We start from the raw sequence: 21178 nt of genomic DNA on the forward strand, positions 1-21178 counted from the left end.
GAATTTACTCAGTCTCTTCATCCAGACTCAACAATGGTCTAATATCCCCACCCTACTGCCTAAAATTCAGTCCCAGCTTAATAAACTGCCAATGAGTCATGGAGCCATCTATGCTCAACTCAACTTGGCGCAAAATATGATGTGTCTCCAATCAGCACTGAATCCACAACCATCAAAACTGCCATCTCCCCTACTTCAACAGTGTCGTGCAACCCAAAGAACAGTAACTAGCGCTGGGGGTAATAGTTTGCGATCGGCACTGATTCCTACTTGGGAAGATCTTGCCAAAATTGTCACCACCGCACGTAACCAAGCTCAAGTTTTGCAAGACAACCAAGCGCAAGCCTACGCTTTGGGTTGTTTAGGAGCAGTTTATCAACAAATTGGAGACATCCCAAATGCTCAAAGGTTGACCGAACAGGCTTTGCAGCTAGCTTCATCCTTCGATGCACCACACATTGCCTATCGTTGGCAATGGCAATTAGGACGACTGCGACGAATTCAGGAAAACCAACAAGGAGCCATCAGCGCTTACACAACCGCCTTTGAAACTGAAATTGCCGAAACAAGAAAACTTAGAACACTACACTACAAAAGTTACCCAAGAGCAATTAGAAAGCAACGTAAAACAACTAATAGCTCTTCTCAACGATAAAACACGCTTTCCCAATGAAATTCAAGAGTCATCCCAACAAATATACGAATGGTTAATGCGACCAGTACAAACAAAGCTAGTTGATAGTCAAATCAAAACCTTAGTATTTGTATTGGATGGAGTATTACGAAATATTCCTATGGCAGTCCTCTATGATCGCCCCAGTCGGGAATATTTAGTACAAAAATATGCCCTAGTTATCACCCCTGGTCTTCAACTGATCAGTCCTCGCCCTTTAGCAGATGTCCGCCTAAATGCTATGATTGCTGGCATAAGTGAACAGCGGACTTTTCCGGAAGAAAATCAGTTATTTTCTAGACTTAACTTTGTAGCTGATGAATTAGGAAAAATTGAGAAGCAATTACCGAACAGTGAAAAATTACTGGATCAGGCTTTTCTCAAAGCTACGCTGCAAGAGCATCTAGCAAATGCCAAATACACTATTGTTCACTTAGCAACTCATGGAGAGTTTAAGAGGATGTCTGAGAAGTTGTTAGTGATAAATCAAACACTGGTAGATCCCCCTAAATCCCCCTTAAAAAGGGGGACTTTGACTCTTGTTCCCCCCTTTTTAAGGGGGGATAGGGGGGATCTCGATCAATTTTGATACTTTTCAGACATCCTCTTAGAAATGCTCGCTTTTCTTCAAGAAAAGCTGAATACTCCCGAAAAGGAGCGAATTGACAAACCTATAAAGTGTAATAATTGCTTAAATTCAGGGCAAGATTTTTGATTAATCTCAGCACAATGCTTGATACCTACCAAAAGGTTATCGTTTGTAGAAAAATTAAAAGTTAAAAATTTAATATATTATATTGATTACTATTACAGGAAAAGCCTGCCGACTGGAATATTTTTAGAAAATAAATGATCTGACTTAGGATTTACCCGCTAAGATTACTGTTTGAGACATTCGTTTTGGAAATGGGTAGTGCTCCCCCCAGAAATCCCCATTATTCTGTAAAACGGATAAATTTGGAAGCAAGCTAATCCTTGTAGATAGAATGTTTCCCAGTTATCAGACTCATTCTAATACAAATTTTATCTGAGGCTGCACAGAATGATGAAATCAATTTGATTATCCATCTTTATCTGCGTTTATCTGCGTTTATCTGCGGTTAATTCTTTTTCATATCTTATTCTATGCAACTTCATATCAATTTAGTATAACTGTACTAATCATCGTCATCAGATGCCGTTAAAAAACCGCGTCTATATCTGTCCCAAATCTGGTCATATAGAAGACAGAGACTTAAACGCGGCGAAAAATATACAACGATGGTTTGATGGAACTTTATTCCTATTCGTTCAGAAACGGTGAGTTCCACCGTGTCAACCTGTGAAGTAGACAAACCTCTCAAGAGTCATCTTGAGACTACAATGAAACAGGAAGTAAACACCGAAGAAAATGTTTTACAGAACGGTAGAAGAAAATTTAGTTTGTATTACATACAATTGCAAACTGCTGTATTATTCAGCCGTTCACCAACAGAGATACAACATTACCAATTTTCCCTATCTCCGTCTTTGCCTACGCAGGAATCAACACTGTATCAATGACGTGAATAACACCGTTATCAGCAGTAATATCAGGCTGGGTAACATTGGCGTCATTTACCTTCACGCCTTGAGAAGCGTCAATGCTCACATCTGAACCTTCAATGGTGTGAGCAGAATTCAGCTTAACAACGTCAGATGACAGCACCCTACCGGCAACAACATGATAAGTCAGGATTCTCTGAAGTCTGGGAATATCTTGAAGCAATGCATCTACTGTACCTTGTGGTAGTTTAGAAAAGGCCTCATCAGTAGGCGCAAAAACGGTGAATGGACCTTCACCTTTAAGAGTATCTTCCAAATTAGCCGCTTGGATTGCAGCAATTAGAGTGTTGAAAGAGCCAGCATTAGCAGCGGTATCAATTATGTCAGCCATGTTTTTAACCTAGTGGGTAGATGGGATTTCCCAATGAGCACCGAAACAAGCTTATCCACTAAGTTGCTGCCAAAAAAGCACCCATAGATAGAGGAATCGGCTGAGAAAAAGCTTCATGATTTCCTCCCCTAGACAGCAGCAGAGACAATTCAATTATTTAACTATCTTGAAATCTACTAGGAAGCTTTACCTTTGCATGGTCAAATTAAAATAATTCCCTAGATAGATGATTATTGATCCATGAAAAGACCTGCGGCGCTGACAACTACATTCTTAGCTACTTGTACTATGCTGCTTACAGCTTGCGGTGGCGCTAACAACGGCACAAATTCTGTAAATAATAGCCCAAACATCACTACAACTAAAACCCCAGGAACAACGGGTGTATCTGCTGCTATCCCCATCGGTATCGCTTTCGCCCAGACTAGCAATGTAGCATTACTCGGTCAAGAGCAAGTTGCCGGGGCCAAAATAGCCGAGAAGTATTTTAATGATCAAGGTGGAATCAACGGCACTCCCATTAAATTGGTATTTCAAGACACCAGCGGTGATGAGGCAGGAGCGATTAATGCTTTTCAAACCTTAATCAATAAAGATAAAGTTATTGGTATTGTCGGCCCAACTTTATCACAGCAAGCTTTTAGCGCTGACCCCGTTGCTGAACGTGCCAAAGTACCAGTTCTTGGCGCATCTAATACTGCTAATAAAATTCCCGAAATTGGTGATTATGTGGCTCGTGTATCTGCGCCAGTTTCCATCGTCGCTCCTAATTCAGTCAAAGCCGCACTCAAGCAAAATCCCCAGATTAAAAAAGTTGTAGTTCTCTACGCCCAAAATGATGCCTTTAGTAAGTCAGAAACAGAGATTTTCCAGAAAACAGTTAAGGATCAAGGGCTGGAATTGCTAACAGTGCAAAAGTTCCAAACCAGCGACACAGACTTTCAAAGCCAAGCCACTAATACAATTAACCTCAAACCAGATTTAATCATTATTTCTGGTTTAGCTGCGGATGGCGGTAACTTGGTGCGACAACTGCGGGAACTAGGTTATAAAGGCTTAATTGTTGGCGGTAATGGCATGAACACCTCAAATATATTCCCAGTATGTAAAGCGCTTTGCGATGGTGTATTGATTGCTCAAGCTTACAGTCCAGAGCATCCTGGTGAGATTAACAAAGTATTTCGCAAAGCTTATGTTGAGCAATACAAAAAAGAACCACCCCAATTTAGTGCCCAAGCTTTTGCAGCAGTACAGGTGTATGTAGATGCTCTCCAGACTTTAGATAAAAAGAGCAAAGTAAATAAATTACCATTGCCGCAATTACGCACAGAATTGAATAAGCAGATCCTCGCCGGAAAATATAATACACCCTTGGGTGAAATTGCCTTTACACCCATAGGTGAAGTAATTCAAAAAGATTTCTATGTTGCCCAAATTAAGATTGATAAAGACGGAAATAAAGGAAAATTCTCATTCGTAAAATAGGTTGTACATGGATATAAATTTGTTTGTGCAACAATTGTTAAATGGGTTATCTATTGGTAGCGTCTATGCAATTTTTGCCTTGGGATATACCCTGGTTTATTCCATTTTGGGTATCATTAATTTAGCTCATGGGGCAATTTTTACTCTGGGTGCATATTTTACATATACACTCATGGGTGGTACTTTTGGATTTAACGGCTTGTTGGCTAATGCAGCTTTGCCAATACAATTACCATTTGCCGTAGCCTTGATTTTAGGAAGTAGCTTGGCGGGATTAGTAGGGGTGGGGATGGAACGCATCGCCTTTCAACCTCTGCGTCGTCAAGGATCTGACCCCTTGCTGACAGTTGTTTCTAGCTTGGGTGTGGCGGTGGTAATTGTCAACTTAATCCAGTATTTAGTAGGCGCAGAAAGTTACACTTTTCCCGCCAATACTTACGGAAATTTACCCCCAGCGATTAACTTTGGCAGCATCGATCATCCAATTCCTATTCGTAGCGTCCAGGTAGTAATTTTTGCTGTTTCGGTGGTGATTGTCTCTATCCTCACCTATTTTATTAATCGTACTAAATATGGTAAGGCGATGCAAGCGATCGCAGAAGATCCAGTGACTGCGAGTTTGTTAGGAATTAATACAGATCGTTTTATTATCTTGACATTCTTTATCAGCAGTTTCTTAGCAGGAATGGCAGGAACTTTGGTTGCTTCTAGTGTCAGCATTGCTGGGCCATATTTCGGTATTGCTTTCGGATTACGGGGTTTAGCAGTAATTGTTTTAGGTGGTTTAGGTAGTATTCCCGGTGCAGTATTGGGAGGTTTACTTATTGGATTGGTAGAGGCGTTTGTTCCTGCTGATTACTCTGGCTATAAAGATGCTGTAGCCTTTGGCATACTGTTTATTATGCTGTTAGTTAGACCCCAAGGTTTGCTAGGACGTCGGTTTATACAGAAGGTGTAGTTAATTTAGGGTTTTGGATTAATCCAGAATCCTAAATCTTAAGTTGTAAATATCTCCATGACTGAATTTTTCTCTACTTACGGTTCTCTAATTGTCTCTATGGTGTTGGGGGCATTGCTGGGATTATCATTGTACTTACCTTTGATGACAGGGCAATTGTCTTTAGCCAGCCCTGGATTTTATGCTTTAGGTGGGTATATTGCGGCAATTCTCTCCACAAAAGTTTTTACATCTAGCAGTAGTTCATTCCCGATTTACCTACTGTTATTAGAGATGGTAATTGCTGGGTTAGTCACTGGTTTATTGGGCGTTGTCGTGGGAATTCCGGCATTAAGATTGCGGGGAATTTATTTGGCAATTGCTACTATCGCTTTTGTCGAAGTTTTGCGCGTCCTTTCCCTTAACCTGGATATTACTGGCGGTGCTGTCGGGATTTTTGGCATTCCCCAACCATTTCAAACACCAATTGAATATTTGTGGATTGCCTTGCCATTATTAATAATTAGTATGGTGCTACTTTACCGCTTAGAACGGATTCGTGTAGGCAGGGCATTTACAGCCATTCGTGAAGATGAACTAGCAGCGGGGGCGATGGGAATTGACCCTACCTACTACAAAGTTTTAGCTTTCAGTTTAGGGGCAATTTTAGCCGGGATTGTCGGTGCTATTAGCGCCCATTTTCTTAATACCTGGAATGCGCGTCAAGGTACTTTTGACGCTAGTATTATTTACCTAACTTTTGTGTTAATTGGTGGTTCAAGAACTTTTTTGGGTTCGGTATTAGGGGGGATGGTATTTACAGCTTTGCCAGAAGTTTTAAGAAATTTAGCTGACACAGGGGGGTTACCCAATTGGTTAGCACAATTCTTGCGAGATGGGAGATTAATTATTTTTGGTTCACTAATCGTCATCGGCACAATCTTTTTTCCCCAAGGACTGGTAACTCCCGATATCTTTAAAAGACGACACAAAATAAAAGATAGGCAAAGATGAAGAAACGCAAAAGAATTCGCTCTTTATTTATAGCTTTGATTGCTGTGCTTTTTTTATGCACTACAACCCAAGCCCAACCAGTTACACCGTTATCAAGTACTTCAATTAATGCTGATTACGTCAGGGCATTATTTACGGCTGATAAATTCTTATCCGCATGGAAAAATAGAAATGTAGAAGCAGGACTTGCGCTTTTGTCGCCAGAAATTAAAAATAAAGTACCTAACGACCAATTGGCTAGTTATATTTCAGGAACATCTAGCCCCAGTCATGCAGCTTTTGAGATTAAGTCTGGGAGAAAGATAGCAAATAATAGATATACTTTTGAAGTGAAACTTTATGAATATCTTTACTCAGCAATACCTGAATCTCAAACTTGGAATTGTCCCCAGTTAGCAAAAATTATTCTCGTTAAAATGGGGGTTGATAACCCAAAGTTCCGGGTTGGAAATTGGTTGGTTAATGAACTACCTGCACCTTGTGAATTAATAGTGCGCTAAACAATGTCTTACAGTATTCCAGTAGCTAATAACAGTATTGTCTTAGAAGCAAGAGATTTAACTCGCCGCTTTGGGGGTTTAGTGGCGGTGAATAATGTCTCTTTTGCAGTCAATAAAGATGAGATTTTTGGTTTGATTGGCCCGAATGGTGCTGGCAAAACCACACTGTTTAATTTGATTACAGCTTTAATTGCCCCTTCTAGGGGAAAATTGCTGTATCAAGGTGCAGAAATTTCGCAATTACGCCCCCATCAAATTGCCGGGTTAGGTATCGCCCGCACCTTTCAAAATATTCGTCTGTTTGGGGAATTATCGGCGTTAGAAAATGTAATTATTGCCCAACATTTGCATATAAAAAGTGGTATAATAGCTGGAGTTTTGGGATTGCCGCAAGCTTCCAGAGAAGAACAAAAAAGTAGGTGGAAGGCTTTAGAGTTATTGGAGTTGATTGGCTTAAGCGATCGCACTGACGAAAAAGCGAGAAACCTGGCCTATGGTGATCAACGTCGCTTGGAAATCGCTCGTGCACTGGCTTTACAGCCGCAAGTCTTACTTCTCGATGAACCCGCAGCGGGGATGAACCCCAGCGAAAAGCAGCAACTGAGTGAGTTTATCCGCGAATTGCGCGATCGCTTCAATCTGACGATTATCCTGATTGAGCATCATGTACCCTTGGTAATGGGATTGTGCGATCGCATCGCTGTTCTAGATTTTGGACAATTGATTGCTTTGGGTGAACCCTCTGTTGTCAGAAATAATCCGGCTGTAATTGAAGCTTATTTGGGAAATGAATGATGAACACCGATGAAAGCCGATATTTAGATAATGGCAAAGATTTTACTATTTTAGATATTCAAGACTTGGATGTTAATTATGGTGGCATTCGAGCGCTGAAAAAGATTAATTTAAAGATTCAAAAAGGCGAAGTTGTCACGCTCCTCGGTGCCAACGGTGCAGGCAAAAGTACCACACTCCGCGCTATCTCAAAATTAGTTAATCCTCAAAGTGGGGCAATTATTTATAATGGACGGAATATCACCCGTCGTCAACCTCATGAAGTGGTAGAGATTGGTATCGCTCATTCTCCTGAAGGACGTAGAGTTTTAGCACGGCAAACAATTTTAGATAATTTACTATTGGGTGCTTACATTCGCTCGAATCAAGCAGAGATTAAAGCAGATATTCAACATCAATTTGAACTATTTCCCCGTTTAGCACAAAGACGCCATCAACTAGTAGGAACCCTCAGCGGTGGTGAACAACAAATGTTAGCGATCGCTCGTGCTTTAATGAGTAGACCAAAATTGTTACTTTTAGATGAGCCTAGCTTAGGTTTAGCGCCGGCGATTGTCCTAGAAATTTTCTCAATTATTGAAAATCTGCGGGCTACTGGCGTGACAATTTTGTTAGTTGAACAAAACGCCAATCTGGCTTTACAAATTGCTGATCGCGGTTATGTTTTAGAAGCTGGATCTATGACTTTAACTGGTGCAGCATCAGAATTAATTAATGATGAACGCATTAAAAAGGCTTATTTGGGTTAGGTAACAGAACAAGCTTTAGTAGATGTATAGAAGCTTTACCTAATAAATTAAAAAATTATCAATTTTGGCGAGATTTAACTGAGATATTAGAAAATTTAGATACTAATATTCTTGTTAAACAACACCTTGAAGAGTGTGATTATAAAGTGTCTGGCTATTGGGATGAACAGGATAAATATTATGAAACAATTACTTTACCTCGCAGCCTAAAATCAGAATTAGTCAGTAGTTCTATTGGTGTTACTCATAAAGAACGCTTTCTAGAATTATTTTTTTTTCTCATAGCTGCCGACAATGCAACTTTTCAGCTAAATAATAATTTTCAAAAAATGGGTGAATTAATTCTTATTTATGATAAAAATCTGCAATTTATTGATGAAAATTGGCTTTTAGATATCGATTCTCCTATGCTGGATATCCAGCAGCCTCATACCTAAGGAAATAGTTGGGTTTCGTCCCTCAACCCAACCTACAACCACTAAAAAGTTCAGGATATCTCACTCTTCTTTCTTACTCTGCGCCCTCTGCGCCTCTGCGGTTCGTTAAAAACAAAATTCGGTAAATTATTACGAAATATTACAAATATATCTTATATTTAGATTTACACCCGTTTTTTGGGTGTTTATCTTCATCTAGCGGCGAAATCCAATTCGCCTAAATATTTAAACCCATGAGTCAAACAGTCTGGATTGCAAGACACGCCAACCGCCTCGATTTCGTCAACCCTGACTGGTTCCTCACCGCCGAAAGACGCTATGATCCGCCTTTATCTGATGATGGCATGGTGCAGGCGCAGCAGTTAGCTAAACGGTTGCAAGGAGAAAAAATCGCCCATATTTTTGCTTCTCCCTTTCTGCGAACAGTACAAACTGCAAACGCAGTCGCAGAAATGCTAAATTTGCCTATTCAACTAGAGACTGGCTTGAGTGAATGGCTAAATCCAGCTTGGATGACAGAAGAACCAGAAAGACTTTCAACTCCAGCTTTAGCCGAATTATTTCCGAGAATTGATACTAGCTACACTCCGCGTATTGCGGCTAAATATCCAGAAACTCAGGACAAAGTACGGGAACGTTCTGGACAAACGGCTAGATGCTTGGCTGCGGAATTCTTCTCCGAGGATATTCTATTGGTAGGACATGGCGCATCTGTCCTGGGGGCGGCGATGGGGCTAGTTGGGGAAATTGCGAAAACGGAAGTTAAAGCTTCTCTATGTTCTTTAGTAAAAGTCGTGCGTCTAGAATCAGAATGGTTGTTAGAACTAAAGGGCGATACTTCCCATTTGATGCAGATAGAGGAAGTAATTCGATTTGTTTAAATTTTGGTAGCAATTGTTGCTCAGGATTTTGAATAATCGCATCCTTGATTCTAGATACACTTTACTAGAGAAAAAGTAACTAATTAGCTGATAAGTTTTATGACATTGTTACTAGCTGGAGACATCGGCGGCACGAAAACTATTTTGCGATTGGTTGAGACATCAGAGACACTGGGGTTACAGACTCTTTGTGAGAAAAATTTCCACAGTGGGGATTATCCTGATTTGGTGCCAATGGTACGGAAGTTTTTGGTGAAAGCTAACGCAGCGACACCAGAAAAAGCTTGTTTTGCGATCGCAGGGCCAGTGGTTAACAATACTGCCAAACTGACTAATTTGGCGTGGTTTTTGGATACAGCACGTCTATCACAAGAACTCAGTATTCCCTCGATCTCTCTAATTAATGACTTTGCTGCTGTTGGCTATGGCATTTTCGGTTTAAGCAAACAAGATTTGCTGACTTTGCAAGATGGTAAACACCAACCAGAAGCCCCAATAGCAATTATTGGTGCCGGAACTGGCTTAGGACAAGGATTTTTAATTAAACAGGGCAACCATTATCAAGTTTTTCCCTCAGAAGGTGGACACGCTGATTTTGCCCCCCGGAACGAGTTAGAGTTTCAACTGATGAGATATCTGCTAGATAAACATGATATCCAGCGTGTCTCTGTGGAACGGGTGGTTTCTGGGTTGGGGATTGTGGCAATTTACCAATTTTTGCGCGATAGACAATTAGCCGCCGAATCACCAGATATTGCCCAAATCGTCAGAAGTTGGGAACAAGAAGCCGGAAAGGCAGAGAAAAGCGTTGATCCGGGTGCGATTATTGGTAGCGCTGCACTCCAAGGACGCGATCGCCTTTGTGAACAAACCTTACAAATCTTTATCGAGGCTTACGGCGCAGAAGCCGGAAACCTCGCCCTCAAACTTCTACCTCATGGCGGCTTATACATTGCTGGTGGTATTGGCCCCAAAATCCTCCCCTTAATGCAAAAAAGCAGTTTTCTGCTAAATTTCACCCAAAAAGGCAGAATGCGTTCCATCCTCGAAGAGATACCAGTGCATATTATCCTCAATCAACAAGTAGGGCTAATTGGTGCTGCTTTGTGTGCAGCTAGGTTATAACTGATACTTTTAACCGAGACATTCTACGACATTTGAGATATCGTGAACATCCAGTACAACATCACCAACTGAGTCAGTGAAGGTGGTATCCCACATTGCCTTGAGGAAAATCCCCACGGCTCCATTAAAATCTCGTGGTATTTTATAACCACAGCTAGGGCAAATAAAGTTCTTAGAACTACCAAGTTTTCTATGAACGTGACCGCATTTAGTACAGGTCTTTGATGTATATTCTTCAGTTATTCTTACCAATTTGGAACCGTAGCGGTTGCACAAATGTTCAAGAGTTTGAGAAAACTGATAGAATGCCCAGGTCATCATTGCTCTGGCTGTCTTATTCTTTAACTTCCGTTTCTTTTTGACAATCATCTGGGAAGTTTCAAAGGTGGGAAGTACAATCACGTCGTACTTTTTAGCCAGATATGACCCCACTTGTTTATGGCACTCATAACGCAGGTTCTTAATTCTGATTCTGAGTCTTTCCATGCTTTGTCTAATCTTATATCTAAGGCGCTTGAACTTATGTCCAACACTCAGATCATGTCTTGATTTTAGTTTGTCCAGATGTGAGCAAAGTTTAGCTATTTTATTGAAATCTCCATTCCCAAATTCCAAGAAATCGCTACCATTAAAACCAGTCATAAAAGTTCTAACGCCAGGGTCAAGTGCGATTACTTTATTTGTCACACTTACTGTTTGTTCCAATTCTACAGGGAAATGAGCAAACCAGCGACCTTTGTTATAGGTTAGTTCTGAAGCTCCATCAGTTAGAATGCAAAAGTTTTGCCCTCTAAATTCAGGATGTGGTAGATGTTTGGTAGTTGATACCATCCATCTACCATTTTTATAGGCTGATGGGTCAAACTGAATGGTTAGTTTTTGGTCACGGATACTACGAAATTTAGCAATTTTTAACCCTGCGTGAGGATGTGGCTTTTTGTCTTTACCCGTACCTTTGATTTTGGGATTCTTAGCTGTTTCTGCCCATGCTTTATACGCCTCCATTGAAGCATTATCTAGTATTTTAGAAACGTTTAAATCCCAACACCATTGAGGTATTAATCCAGAACCTTTAAGCATGGTTCTGAATCCCATCTTCCCACCTTTTTTGCTTACCTTACTAAAACCTTGATTTTCGTTTAGATAGGCAATGGAAATGTTATAAACCTTGCGAACAGCAGCAACCCATTTCTTCCAAATAAATTCAAGTTCCTTTGTTGGATATACTCGGTAACTCACTGTCTTCAGCAACTTGTTTTTTGTACTTTCTGAGTCCGTACAATCGGCAACTGAAGACATGGATAATGGCAAGGATATCTTCGACCATTTCCCGTTCTGGGCTGAGGTTCTTCTGGTCGAGAACCAATATCTCAGTTTGCTGCCTAGCACAGAGCCATGAGATAAGATCGAACCCAAAGCGACAAAGCCGATCTTTGTGGGCAATGACAACAAGTTTACAAGTGTTTGTGAGAACTCTGTCCAGTAAGGTTTGAAGACCTTTTCTTCTGAAGTTGAGTCCACTTCCGATGTCAGCAATGATTTCTGCGTCGGGGTAACGAGACTGAAGAAACTCAATCTGTTGAGAGAGGTCGTTTTTCTGACTGCGGCTTGAAACTCTGGCATATATAAGTACGGCTCGTTCATCTGCGGGATTACCGCGTCGAACAGGGATAACTGAATCGAGGTTATATCTTCGTTGTCCCCCTTGGGTGAAGATGCCTTCGATTTTCCCGTCTTGAAGCCACCTTTCGAGTGTTTTGGTGCTGACTCCCAATCTGGTAGCAGCGACTCTTGGAGGTACATAGTTTACTGGCATGGACTAAGCTTGTTACTTGTCCTACTTATACCACAAAATGTCCGGCTATGTCTGGGTATGTCTGGGTATGTCTGGCTATGTTAGAGTAAATTACGTCCTATTTTTAACTCCATACCGCTACCTTAGCCACCAGAAAAACTAATTTTAGGGGATTTTTGCTAACTGAAGATCACTAACTGAACTGTATTGGGTTATAACTAGCAGCATCAGTGAGATCAGCATCTTCAAATGCAAAAACTATGACCATCAGAGTTTTGTTACCTTTTATCGCTGCCACTTTTGTATGCAGTGGATCTGTGATAGCCGAGGCACTTCAACCCAAAACTACGGTTTCTGTGACTCAAAAGAAACCAGGCGTTGCTGCCAAAAAACCAACTGTTGTTAAAGTAGTGCAGCCAAAATGGAAAACATTCACAGCCCCAGATGGGCGCTTTAGTGTTTTGATGCCAGGAAGGCCCAAAAGGGAAACTCAAACCCAAAAAACCTATATGGGGGAAATCAATTTACAAGTATTTGCGGCTCAACCTCCTAAACAGGATGTAGCCTATATAGTTACTTACAATGACTTTCCTTATAACTATGCTCAAATGGCAACTCCTCAAGAAATCTTGAATAAAGCACAGTATACGGCAGTAACAACTACGAAAAGTAATTTAGTAAGTGAGCGCAATATTCGGAGTTCAAATGGTCATCCTGGCAAAGAAATTGAGTATGTCAACGCTGGAGGTAAAATTACTAGAAGCCGGATGTATTTTGCCGATGGCTACTTATATCAGGTAACAGCCATAACTTCCAAAAAGCAGGACAAGACTCTAGCTAAAACCATTACCGGGTATTTAAATTCATTCCAGATAGTTTTGAAAAGGTGAGATTATCTAACAGCATTAGATCAGATCATCCGTAGAGGCACAGCATTGCTGTGCCCCCATAGCGCGTGTTGCATCCAAAAAGTCCCGCAGGATTTACCATGACAATTCCAAAACCGCCACTGGCAAGCCATCGACTGGCAAACAATTAATCGCGGGCAAATTATCGGTATTGAACCAGAGATATTTTTATCTATATAGGTGCAATGGACACCGAAGCACCCAGCCGCGACTATACCCAAGCCAGTCGGCAATATTTGACCTGTTTCATCCCTACTGAATCTTAAGAAATTGAGAAAATTTTGGAATTAACCACTATCAAAATGAATACTAAGGGTGACAAGCAGGTTGTAGTTTTGGTTACTGCTCATAACCCTAAATTCTGCCTACGCGGGCTTAATGAAAATTTTATAATCAATATTTCCATTCCCTAGGGCATCTGTGATCGTTTGTTTCCCTGAAAAGCGCATATTCATTTTGATGTGAGGTTTACCGTGAAGCGTTTGGTTGAATTTTCCTTAGATGGTGATGAATCAATCTTGGTTGAAGTGGAAGAACCAGAAGTAAATGACGATACAGATTTAGTTGCTCGTCCTGGGGAATTGGTAGACAGAACTAGATAATCTTTTGCAGACGCAGTTGACAAAATCAAACCAGTCGCGACGACAATTATTACCAAACTACGTAGCATCAACGATCCCCCCGATGAAGTAGAAGTCAAATTTGGCTTGAAGATGAGCGTCACAGCGGGGGCAATTATCGCTGCTACTGGCGTAGAAGCTAACTATGAAATCACCTTGAAGTGGAAAAAATCGCCCTAGATGAATGCCCAACTAGATTCTGCTATTGTGCGAATTTCTAAAGCCAATGGTCAAGTCGTTGGTGCAGGCTTTCTAGTTAGCGAAAAATACCTAATCACCTGCGCCCATGTCGTTAACGCCGCACTCTCCCAACCCCTAGAAGCAACTGAACAGCCTACTGGCGAAATCAGTCTAGATTTCCCCTTAATTCAGCCTCCTGAGAAACTGAAAGCGCGGGTAATTCACTGGTATCCAGTCAAAGACAGCACATCCACCTCAGAGATATCAGATATTGCCGTCTTGGAGTTGTCAACTAAGCCAAGCGTTCAAGCTAAAAAGGTGCGATTAGTTACAGCAGACAATCTATGGGGGCATCCCTTCCAAGTTTTTGGTTTCCCTGTGAGGCGCGATGCTGGTGTGTGGACATCTGGTGAACTGCGTCGCCCTATCAGTGGTGGTCGGGTACAGATGCAGGTAGTGCAACAAACAGCCTATCGCATTGAGTCTGGTTTCAGTGGTTCACCTGTCTGGGATGAAAACCTGGATGGCATTGTGGGTATGACTGTGACAGCTGAGAAGTCACGAGAAAGGCTTTAGTCCTGACTTTGCGGGCTGACTTTTTAGAATATGCCCTGGCTAATAGGGATTTTTTTGGTGCGTTGGCGGGAGAATTTCCAGATCCCAAGGGAGAAAAGGGAGCAATTTGTCTACTCGGACCAATGAACCGTCAAGAACTGCAAGATGTGATTGAGAAACCAGCTGCTAATTTAGTTCAATTACAGGAGGGATTGTGCGATCGCATTTTGCAAGCTGTAGAGAAGCAACCAGGAAATCTGCCCTTACTAGAATTTGCTCTCACTCAGTTGTGGAAACAGCAAAGTCAGGGACAACTCACTCATCAGGCTTATGATCACATTGGCGGTGTCGAAAAAGCTCTAGCTAGGTATGCCCAAGAACAGTATCAACAGCTTTCTCCAACCGACCAAGAAAGAACAAAGCGGGTTTTTATCCAGTTAGTGCGTCCAGGGGAAGGAACCGAGGACACGCGACGCTTGGCTACCCGTGCAGAGGTGGGAGAAAACAACTGGGATTTGGTGACAAAGTTAGCGAATTTCCGGTTGGTAGTTACAGGACGCGATGAAACAGCTAAAGAAGAAACAGTGGAAGTGATCCACGAAGCACTAATTCGCGAGTGGCAACAACTACGTGATTGGATGGAAGATCAGCGCCGTTTCCGCACCTGGCAAGAACGCTTACGGATGACGATGCGGCAATGGGATGCTGCTGGAAAAGACGAGAAGGCTTTGTTGCAAGGTGTCCTACTGGTAGAAGCGGAAGATTGGCAGCAGCAACGCTTAGAGGAACTGAGTTTAGACGAGCGAGCTTTTATACAGTTGAGTTTGGCACTGCGCGATCGCCAGAAGCAGGAACAAGAACAGATTCAACAGCGTGAACTAGCACTAATGCGACAGTCACGAACACGGTTGCGATCGCCAGTTGTTGTACTTGGTGCGATCGCATTCGGCACTTCAACTGTACTTGTCTATCCTCGCATCCTGGGGTGGTGGACAGCTTCCCAAAGTCCTATGGTACGTATGCCAGCAGGTGATGCCGTTATTGGCACAAATCCGATCAAAGCGAATCCTCAAGAAATGCCTGAACGTACAGTTTATGTTCGAGAGTTTCAACTTGAACAATACGAAGTTTCTAATCAGCAATATCAATTATGTGTAAAGGCTGGGGTTTGCACTGAACCAATAACGCAATTGCCTCTCTATTCTAATAATCAAAATTTACAACATCCAGTTATAGGAATTACAGCAATTCAAGCAGCAAAATACTGTCACTGGTTAGGAAGACGTCTACCTACTGAGGTAGAATGGGAACGTTCTGCAAGAGGACTCAAACTACCAGAAAAACCAAAAGGAAGGCTTTGGCCTTGGGGCGATTTAGATCCATTTCCCCAACTCGCAAATCTTCTTTTCAGTCAAGCTGAAAACGATCTTCAACCTGTAAAAAATTATGATGACGGAGCCAGCCCTGAAAAGGTTTACAACTTAGTAGGAAATGCCTGGGAGTAGACCGCATCTTATTTTGATGAATATCCAAATGTTGAAAAGCAGCAAGTTTGGGATGGTGATTCTAAAAATTTACTTGCTGATAAAACACTGGCTTTAAGAGGAGGTGGTTATAACGCTCAAATTTCACGCATTACAAAACGAATAGAATATTCAGGTTCCGAATCTTCTCCTAACTATCCATTTGGTATGCGTTGTGCTAAATAAAAATGGTTCTTCCGTAGGTGTTATGCTGAACTTTTAATTAAAGTCCATAACTGGGCTTTAAAATCAAGGCTTACAGGCATTTGTAGCCTAAATTTCAGAACCAAGCCTAAAACGTTAAGAATAACGACTGTTAATATTTTGCAGTAAGGGTTTCAACCTTATTTGCAGACGTATTTAGCATAACAAGTACCGAAGAGCCATAAAAATAAAATTTACGCTTGATCAAACTAGTAATTCACCAGGGAAAAAGACAAAATGACGAAATTAACAAAACTAGAATTTTGTACTCCTAAACCTCATTACAAAAGCACCGCCAGCTTTAAGAATGACAAAGGACAAGAGTTTATTATTAGTGTCAGTGGTGATGAACTAGCAGCAGTTGAGGAACATATTCAAAATTTAAACGCTCACTTTGAGATACTTCCAGATGAATCAGAAAACACATTACAAGAAACAAATCTTAAACCTGATGAAGAGACATCACAAACAGATTCTTCAGAAGAAAACCCTGTCATAGAAGAGACTATTGAGTCACAGTCTACTAGCATCGTTGAAGTTGCCTTTAAAGTCGCTAACATAGAGAATATCACTAAGCCATCTATGCTCAAGTTTCGGTTAAATAGTGTTGAAAGAGTTCCTATTAATGAAGGTGAATCACAACGCACGATCAAGACAAATTATAAACTAGAGATTGGTGATAAAATATCGGTTGCAGTTAGCAGGGGCAAAGTAAAATTTGTTCTTTTTCAAAAAACAGATTCTGGGACTTCAGCGTTAGACACTCAAGAAGTAAAAGCGAAGAAAAAAGCTAATTTTGATACTATTAAAGTCATACCTGGTAGTAATTTCTATATTGAAGCTACAGGAATAGATACCATCAATGAATATGAAGTTCTTGGGGAAATATCAATTCTAAATAAGAAGATATCTTGATAACTTCACAAGTATCTAAATCTCCTATTTTCTCTGCAATGAATCAATAATTAACAGTAGCAATACAAGCGAGGGCGGGGAAACCCCGCCCCTACAGACTTTTTGATGAAAAATGTACTTCATAACAGCAGGAAGTGCTGTAATATAGCGGTTCTCACTCAAATGCGGTACGAAATTATATCGCAAGTAGGGGCAATTCATGAATTGCCCCTACGGATGTACCTCACGTGAATGATAACCGCTATATCAATAGTAAAACTCTTGTGGGGTGGGCATCTTGCCCGCCATTATATACTTCTCTATGATCAAATGTGCTGTAAAAGAGTTAATTACTTGAAAATCAAATCCAAGCGCTGCTGAGATGCTTTGAGGGCTTGTGCCGGTGAACTTTTGCCCAACAATACTGTTTCAACTGTCCTGCCTAAAGTGTCGGAAATGCGATTATAACCAGGAAAAATTGGACGCGAACGCCCATACTTGGCTTGATCTAAAAAAACCTTTAACTGTGGTTGTTTTTGCAGAAATTCCTGATATTTTGCACTTTGGCGAGACTTGACATTGATGGGTAAATAGCCAGTTCCTAGGGCTAATTCTGTCTGGAATTCTGCACTCAAAGTATATTCAGCAAATTTAAATGCGGCTGTTTCTCGTTCTGGTGTGGTTTTGAATAAAAAGAGATTTTCGCCACCAATCACCGTTGCAGGTATTTGATCAACAGGAATCGGAAAAACATTAAAATCTACGCCACTCTGTTTAAATTCCCCTAGACTCCAGGGGCCAGTTACCTGCATGGCAATCTTACCGGCTAACAAGTCTGCAATCTCATAACCCCGTTCTGGTTCCGATAGTACTGCCGTACCATCCAAAATCAAATTTCGCCAAAATTGCAAAGCGGCGATCGCACCACTATTATCTTGCAAAACTACTCCCGCCGCTTGTTGTGAATCACCAATCACCAATTCGCCGCCAGCACTCCACATAAACGGTAACCAGGTAAACACCGTAAATTCACCCTTTCCCAAAGGCAGAATTATTCCATGTTGATCTATTTTGCGATCGCCATTGGTATCACGAGTTAATTTCTTGGCAACTTGCCGCAACTCTTCCCAAGTGCGCGGTACATCACTAATTCCCGCCGCTGCAAACAAACTCGGACGGTAAAAAACACCCACATTATTTGTCGCAAACGGCACCGACCAAATTTGCCCCTTGTATTCCATCGAGGTATACAAAGCGGGGTCAATTTCCTCTTTGACTGGTGAAAATTCTAACTTCTCGTCCAAAGGCAAAATAGCATCTAATTCCACCAACTGTCCGCTAATTGTCGGGTTAAACCACAACAAATCAGGAGGTGCATTTCCTACCACCGCTGCCAAAATCTTAGGCATTTGCTGATCTTGTTGCCCGACATAAAGAGACTCTACCTGAATATCTGGGTGGGTTTGATTAAACTTATCTACCAGCTTTTGCAATACATCCCGATTTGGTGGCGGATTTACACCATGCCACAGAGTTAGATGAATCACTTTACTTGCTTTACCAGGCATGATAGTCTGACACCCACCCAAAGCTAATATGCCTACAAGCAGTATCCCCAGTAAACTGCTAAGGTAGTTTCGAGCTGTCTTGCTTTTTCGCCAAGAATTGTCAGGGGCGAAAAAACCTAGCCCATAATGTTGATGTAGATGATTGTTCAATTTACCCATTTGGTGCTGAGGTTGAGAAACAGTATCTAACCTTTGCATCAAGGCAAAAGCTAGATATATCCTAAGTTTTAAATAGAGTTTTGATATTTTTCAGATTATGGCAGGACATAGTAAATGGGCCAATATTAAGCGCCAGAAGGCAGTGGTGGATGCCAAAAGGGGTAAAACCTTCACTCAACTGTCACGGGCGATTATTGTAGCTGCCAGAAGCGGCGTTCCTGATCCAGCGCTTAATTTTCAACTCCGCACAGCTATTGACAAGGCAAAAGCGGCGAGTATTCCTAACGATAATATCGAAAGAGCGATCGCTAAAGGTGCTGGTACTTTTGGTAGCGATCACATCGGTTTAGAAGCGATTCGCTATGAAGGCTATGGCCCTGGTGGTGTAGCAATTTTGATTGAAGCCCTCACAGATAACCGTAATCGCACGGCTGCGGACTTGCGAATGGCTTTTAGTCGAAATGGCGGCAATCTCGGCGAAACAGGTTGTGTTAGCTGGATGTTCGCCCAAAAAGGTGTTTGTGTGGTGTCGGGTGTAGTTGATGAAGAACAGCTTTTAGAAGCTTCTCTAGAAGGCGATGCTGAGTCTTATGAGATGACGGAACATGAGACGGCTGAGGTATTTACCGACATCGGCAAATTAGAAATTCTGAGTCAGACACTAAAACACAAAGGCTTTAAGGTGACAGATGCCGAATTGCGCTGGATTCCTGGTAATCAGGTGGAAGTTACCGAAGTTGATCAGGCGCGATCGCTTTTTAAATTAATCGATAGTCTCGAAGGATTAGATGATGTGCAAAATGTGACAGCTAATTTTGAAATGGCAGAGGATCTAATGACTTTAACTTTTGCTTAGAGAAATTACCTTGCCCTAAAAGGCGCGATCGCGTCACAATAGTAGTTAAAGCGCTGTAATTTATCTTAACAATGTCCCTGACGCAGCTTACTCAAACTTTTTCCCCTCCCCACACACCCACAGACAAGCGGGGATATGATTACGATTTGGTAATTGTCGGCGGTGGGATTGTTGGCTTAACCCTAGCCGCTGCTTTAAAAGACTCTGGCTTAACTGTGTTGCTGATTGAGGCAAAAGTGGCCTCAGCCGCAGTAGCTAAAGGACAAGCTTACGCTGTACATATGCTGTCGGCGCAAATTTTCCAGGGAATTGGCATTTGGGAGAAAATACTGCCCGAAATCGCCAAATATTGTCAGGTTAAACTTTCTGACGCCGATTATCCTGATGTGGTGGCCTTTCAAACCTCTGATTTAGGAACATCAGAGTTAGGATATGTGGCAGAACACCAAGCGCTGTTGCAGCCTTTACAAGAATTTGTCCAAAATTGTCCGAATGTGACTTATCTTTGTCCGGCGTTGGTGGTAAATACCCAGAACGAACAAGATCTAGTTAACATCAATATCACAGTTGAGGGTGAGCCGCGGACAATTCGCAGTAAATTACTAGTAGGTGCTGATGGATCGCGATCGCCGATTCGGCAAGCTGCGGGGATTAAAACCAAAGGCTGGAAGTATTGGCAGTCTTGCATTGTGGCCTTTGTCAAACCAGAAAAATCACACAATAATACCGCCTACGAGAAATTTTGGTCTAGTGGTCCCTTTGCGATTTTACCTTTGCCTGGAAACCGCTGCCGGATTGTTTGGACAGCACCCCATGAAGAAGCAAAGGCTTTGTGCGCTTTAGATGATCAGCAATTTTTGGCTGAACTCAGCCGCCGCTATGGTGATCAGATGGGTAAATTGGAATTATTAGGCGATCGCTTTATTTTCCAGGTACAACTAATGCAGAGCGATCGCTATGTCCTCCCCCGTTTAGCTTTAGTTGGCGATGCAGCACACAACTGTCATCCCGTCGGTGGACAAGGTTTAAACTTGGGTATTCGTGATGCAGCAGCCTTGGCGCAAATCATCCAAACAGCACATCAAGCCGGTGAAGATATTGGTAAAATCCAAATCCTCAAAAAATATGAACGCTGGCGAAAACAGGAAAATCTAGCAATTTTAGGTTTCACCGATTTGTTAGATCGGGTTTTTTCTAATAACTTTTTACCATTAGTCGTAATTCGTCGCCTGGGTTTAGGCATTATGCAGCGAGTCCCGATGGTAAAAATCTTTGCCCTGAAGTTGATGATTGGTTTGAAAGGGCGAACTCCCGAATTAGCAAAACGGTGAAATAAGTAGTCGATGCTACGGCTTCCGTAACGCCCTGAAAAGCGAAAAAGATGCCGTAATTTCGGCAATAACAA

23 protein-coding genes and 1 pseudogene are annotated in these 21178 nt (G+C 41.7%); 20 read left to right on the plus strand and 4 right to left on the minus strand.

Going from position 1 to position 21178, the window contains the following annotated elements; translation table 11 throughout:
• The first annotated feature begins 91 nt into the window (after positions 1–91).
• The 3 genes from CYLST_RS27930 (at position 92) to CYLST_RS36170 (ending at position 1976) form a co-directional block, all read left to right on the plus strand.
• Complete coding sequence (locus CYLST_RS27930; RefSeq protein WP_041233311.1) at positions 92–655, plus strand: hypothetical protein; 564 nt, start codon at positions 92–94, stop codon at positions 653–655.
• Positions 558–1262, plus strand: coding sequence for a CHAT domain-containing protein (locus tag CYLST_RS27935; protein ID WP_157162648.1), 705 nt, complete (start codon positions 558–560; stop codon positions 1260–1262). Before CYLST_RS27930 ends, CYLST_RS27935 begins: the two co-directional genes overlap by 98 nt.
• A gap of 585 nt (positions 1263–1847) precedes the next feature.
• The gene (locus CYLST_RS36170) at positions 1848–1976 is read left to right on the plus strand and encodes a zinc ribbon domain-containing protein (RefSeq protein WP_245587444.1); all 129 of its coding nucleotides are present in this window, start codon (positions 1848–1850) and stop codon (positions 1974–1976) included.
• A gap of 210 nt (positions 1977–2186) precedes the next feature.
• Here the strand turns inward: CYLST_RS36170 and CYLST_RS27940 are convergent, their stop codons facing one another.
• Entirely contained in the window at positions 2187–2588 is a 402-nt protein-coding gene (locus tag CYLST_RS27940) for a fasciclin domain-containing protein (RefSeq protein WP_015211092.1), read from the minus strand.
• 240 nt (positions 2589–2828) lie between these two features.
• Here CYLST_RS27940 and CYLST_RS27945 point away from each other — a divergent pair, with 240 nt between their 5' ends.
• From CYLST_RS27945 to CYLST_RS27985, 9 genes are all read left to right on the plus strand, one after another.
• A complete protein-coding gene (locus CYLST_RS27945; protein ID WP_015211093.1) occupies positions 2829–4073 on the plus strand; it encodes an ABC transporter substrate-binding protein in 1245 nt (414 codons plus the stop codon).
• A gap of 7 nt (positions 4074–4080) precedes the next feature.
• Complete coding sequence (locus CYLST_RS27950; protein ID WP_015211094.1) at positions 4081–5031, plus strand: branched-chain amino acid ABC transporter permease; 951 nt, start codon at positions 4081–4083, stop codon at positions 5029–5031.
• Between the two features lie 57 nt (positions 5032–5088).
• A complete protein-coding gene (locus tag CYLST_RS27955) occupies positions 5089–6024 on the plus strand; it encodes a branched-chain amino acid ABC transporter permease (RefSeq protein ID WP_015211095.1) in 936 nt (311 codons plus the stop codon).
• Positions 6021–6524 (plus strand): hypothetical protein, encoded by a 504-nt coding sequence (locus CYLST_RS27960; RefSeq protein WP_015211096.1) that lies wholly within the window; start codon positions 6021–6023, stop codon positions 6522–6524. The genes CYLST_RS27955 and CYLST_RS27960 overlap by 4 nt, the downstream gene beginning before the upstream one ends.
• A 3-nt stretch (positions 6525–6527) precedes the next feature.
• Positions 6528–7319, plus strand: a complete 792-nt coding sequence (locus CYLST_RS27965) for an ABC transporter ATP-binding protein (RefSeq protein ID WP_015211097.1) — start codon at positions 6528–6530, stop codon at positions 7317–7319.
• Complete coding sequence (locus CYLST_RS27970; RefSeq protein ID WP_041233313.1) at positions 7319–8068, plus strand: ABC transporter ATP-binding protein; 750 nt, start codon at positions 7319–7321, stop codon at positions 8066–8068. Before CYLST_RS27965 ends, CYLST_RS27970 begins: the two co-directional genes overlap by 1 nt.
• 26 nt (positions 8069–8094) lie before the next feature.
• Positions 8095–8505: a hypothetical protein gene (locus CYLST_RS27975; RefSeq protein WP_015211099.1), complete on the plus strand. Its 411-nt coding sequence runs from the start codon at positions 8095–8097 to the stop codon at positions 8503–8505.
• A gap of 233 nt (positions 8506–8738) precedes the next feature.
• Positions 8739–9386 carry a histidine phosphatase family protein gene (locus tag CYLST_RS27980; protein ID WP_015211100.1) on the plus strand — a complete coding sequence of 216 codons (648 nt, stop codon included), beginning with the start codon at positions 8739–8741 and terminating at the stop codon, positions 9384–9386.
• A 99-nt stretch (positions 9387–9485) separates the two neighbouring features.
• Entirely contained in the window at positions 9486–10511 is a 1026-nt protein-coding gene (locus CYLST_RS27985; protein WP_015211101.1) for a glucokinase, read from the plus strand.
• A gap of 9 nt (positions 10512–10520) precedes the next feature.
• Here CYLST_RS27985 and CYLST_RS27990 read toward each other — a convergent pair whose 3' ends face one another.
• Together CYLST_RS27990 and CYLST_RS27995 are read right to left on the minus strand one after the other, a co-directional pair.
• A complete protein-coding gene (locus CYLST_RS27990; protein ID WP_245587445.1) occupies positions 10521–11810 on the minus strand; it encodes an RNA-guided endonuclease InsQ/TnpB family protein in 1290 nt (429 codons plus the stop codon).
• Complete coding sequence (locus CYLST_RS27995; RefSeq protein WP_015211103.1) at positions 11716–12327, minus strand: IS607 family transposase; 612 nt, start codon at positions 12325–12327, stop codon at positions 11716–11718. The genes CYLST_RS27990 and CYLST_RS27995 overlap by 95 nt, the downstream gene beginning before the upstream one ends.
• A gap of 239 nt (positions 12328–12566) precedes the next feature.
• Between CYLST_RS27995 and CYLST_RS28000 the strand changes: the two genes are divergently transcribed.
• The 6 genes and pseudogenes from CYLST_RS28000 to CYLST_RS28015 all read left to right on the plus strand — a co-directional run bounded on the left by CYLST_RS28000 (position 12567) and on the right by CYLST_RS28015 (position 17211).
• Complete coding sequence (locus CYLST_RS28000; protein WP_015211104.1) at positions 12567–13196, plus strand: hypothetical protein; 630 nt, start codon at positions 12567–12569, stop codon at positions 13194–13196.
• 491 nt (positions 13197–13687) lie between these two features.
• Positions 13688–13816 carry a hypothetical protein gene (locus CYLST_RS36435; RefSeq protein ID WP_281172800.1) on the plus strand — a complete coding sequence of 43 codons (129 nt, stop codon included), beginning with the start codon at positions 13688–13690 and terminating at the stop codon, positions 13814–13816.
• Between the two features lie 12 nt (positions 13817–13828).
• Positions 13829–14014 (plus strand): annotated as a pseudogene (locus CYLST_RS36180) (CU044_2847 family protein); the annotation flags it as partial.
• Entirely contained in the window at positions 14015–14590 is a 576-nt protein-coding gene (locus tag CYLST_RS28005; protein WP_015211105.1) for a S1 family peptidase, read from the plus strand.
• 8 nt (positions 14591–14598) lie between these two features.
• Positions 14599–16074, plus strand: coding sequence for a formylglycine-generating enzyme family protein (locus CYLST_RS32560; protein ID WP_015211106.1), 1476 nt, complete (start codon positions 14599–14601; stop codon positions 16072–16074).
• Positions 16075–16533: 459 nt separating this feature from the next.
• Positions 16534–17211, plus strand: coding sequence for a hypothetical protein (locus tag CYLST_RS28015; protein ID WP_015211107.1), 678 nt, complete (start codon positions 16534–16536; stop codon positions 17209–17211).
• 329 nt (positions 17212–17540) lie between these two features.
• On the opposite strand, the gene CYLST_RS28020 is transcribed toward CYLST_RS28015, so the two are convergent.
• Positions 17541–18917 (minus strand): ABC transporter substrate-binding protein, encoded by a 1377-nt coding sequence (locus CYLST_RS28020; protein ID WP_157162649.1) that lies wholly within the window; start codon positions 18915–18917, stop codon positions 17541–17543.
• A 97-nt stretch (positions 18918–19014) separates the two neighbouring features.
• Here CYLST_RS28020 and CYLST_RS28025 point away from each other — a divergent pair, with 97 nt between their 5' ends.
• Both CYLST_RS28025 and CYLST_RS28030 read left to right on the plus strand, forming a co-directional pair.
• Positions 19015–19773, plus strand: a complete 759-nt coding sequence (locus tag CYLST_RS28025; RefSeq protein WP_015211109.1) for a YebC/PmpR family DNA-binding transcriptional regulator — start codon at positions 19015–19017, stop codon at positions 19771–19773.
• Between the two features lie 71 nt (positions 19774–19844).
• Positions 19845–21104, plus strand: coding sequence for an FAD-dependent hydroxylase (locus CYLST_RS28030; protein WP_015211110.1), 1260 nt, complete (start codon positions 19845–19847; stop codon positions 21102–21104).
• Positions 21105–21178: the final 74 nt, after the last annotated feature.

Origin of the sequence: Cylindrospermum stagnale PCC 7417 (genome assembly GCF_000317535.1) — a bacterium.
GTDB classification, from domain to species: Bacteria; Cyanobacteriota; Cyanobacteriia; order Cyanobacteriales; family Nostocaceae; genus Cylindrospermum; species Cylindrospermum stagnale.